Source organism: Micromonospora globispora, from assembly GCF_003857015.1.
Classification (GTDB): Bacteria; Actinomycetota; Actinomycetes; order Mycobacteriales; family Micromonosporaceae; genus Micromonospora; species Micromonospora globispora.
In genome coordinates this window covers 1-1,633 of the sequence record NZ_QGGF01000690.1, presented here as the reverse complement: position 1 = coordinate 1,633, position 1,633 = coordinate 1, and the positions used below count along the sequence as shown (strand labels likewise).

Below are 1,633 nucleotides of genomic sequence, written 5' to 3'. Positions count from 1 at the left end.
TAAAGGCTCCGGTCTCGTGGGCTCGGAGATGTGTAGAAGAGACAGGACCCGGCACGCCGCGGCGGTGCTGCCGGCCACCGCGTGGGGAGTTCGCGCCGCCGGCGATCCCGGGCGTATGGTTCGTACCCTCGCCGTCAGCGGCGGGTCGGGGGACAGTTTCCTCGCCGAGGCGACCGCCGCCGGGGTGGACGCTTTCCTCACCGCCGACCTGCGCCACCATCCCGCCGGTGAGCACCTCGCCGCCGGCGGTCCGGCCCTGCTGGACGCCGCCCACTGGGCGACCGAGCGACCCTGGTTGGACGACCTGGCCGCCGACCTGCGGGCCGCGCTGGGCGTCGAGACCGTGGTGTCCGACCTGGACACCGACCCGTGGACCGTGCACGCCACCGCACCCCGAGTGGACGACAAGGAGCCCCGACGTGAAGGCTGACCCGAAGGTCCAGCGCCGCCTGCTCGACCTCCAGGCGATCGACACCGCCCTCGCCCAGCTCGCCCACCGGCGCCGGTCGCTGCCCGAGCGGGCCGAGCTGGAGGCGCTGGCCCGGGAGCTCTCCGCGCTGGAGGACGAGCGGGTCCGCGCCCAGGTGGCCGTCGACGACCTGGACCGGGACATCGCCCGGCTGGAGAAGGACGTCGACCAGGTGCGGGCGCGCAAGAGCAAGGACGAGGCCCGGCTGGCCGCCGGCAGCGGCCCGGCCCGGGAGCTGGAGGCGCTCCAGCACGAGCTGGTCTCGCTCAACCGCCGGCAGAGCGACCTGGAGGACGCCGAGCTGGAGCTGATGGAGCAGCGGGAGACGGCGCAGGGCGTGCTCGACGGGATCGAGCGGCGAATGGCCGAGGCGCGGGAGCGGCGGGCCGCGGCCGAGCAGCGCCGGGACGACAGCCTCGCCGAGATCGCCAAGGAGGAGGAGTTCAAGCGGACCGCGCGGCAGCCGCTGGCGAACGACCTCCCGGCCGATCTGGTGAAGCTCTACGACAAGATCCGGGAGGACACCGGCCTCGGGGCGGCGCTGCTCACCGCCGGTCGCTGCGGCGGCTGCCGGTTGGAGCTCTCCGGCGCCGACCTGGCCCGGATCCGCAAGACCGAGGCGGACGACGTGGTCCGCTGCGAGGAGTGCCGGCGGATCATGGTCCGCACCAACGAGTCGGGCCTGTAGCCGCCGTGGCGGTGCGCGCGGTCATCGTCGAGGCCGACGGCGGGTCCCGGGGCAATCCCGGTCCGGCCGGTTACGGCGCGGTGGTCCGGGACCCGGAGACCGGTGAGGTGCTGGCCGAGCGTTCCGAGTCGATCGGCACCACCACCAACAACGTCGCCGAGTACCGGGGCCTGATCGCCGGGTTGGAGGCCGCCGCCGAGCTGGGCGCGGCCGAGGTCGACGCGCGGATGGACTCCAAGCTGGTGGTCGAGCAGATGTGCGGCCGCTGGCAGATCAAGCACCCGGGCCTGCGGCCGCTCGCCGCGCAGGCCGCCGCGCTGGTCGGACGGTTCACCTCGGTGCGGTTCAGCTGGATCCCGCGGGAGCGCAACCGGCACGCCGACGCGCTGGCGAACGCCGCGATGGACGTCGCCGCCGTCCGGGTACAGGTCGAGCACCGAAATGCCCGCGGTGTCCAGGTACAGCCGGTGCAGGAA

3 protein-coding genes are annotated in these 1,633 nt (G+C 74.1%); all 3 read left to right on the top strand.

Annotated elements, in window-relative coordinates:
* A partial coding sequence (locus DKL51_RS32210) for a Nif3-like dinuclear metal center hexameric protein (RefSeq protein ID WP_185734996.1) occupies positions 1-430 on the top strand: 430 nt, incomplete at its 5' end.
* Positions 420-1,157, top strand: a complete 738-nt coding sequence (locus DKL51_RS32205; protein WP_109944455.1) for a zinc ribbon domain-containing protein — start codon at positions 420-422, stop codon at positions 1,155-1,157. The genes DKL51_RS32210 and DKL51_RS32205, both read left to right, overlap by 11 nt.
* Positions 1,158-1,162: 5 nt before the next feature.
* Positions 1,163-1,633: reverse transcriptase-like protein (locus DKL51_RS32200; protein WP_260428754.1), on the top strand; the 471-nt coding region annotated here is incomplete at its 3' end.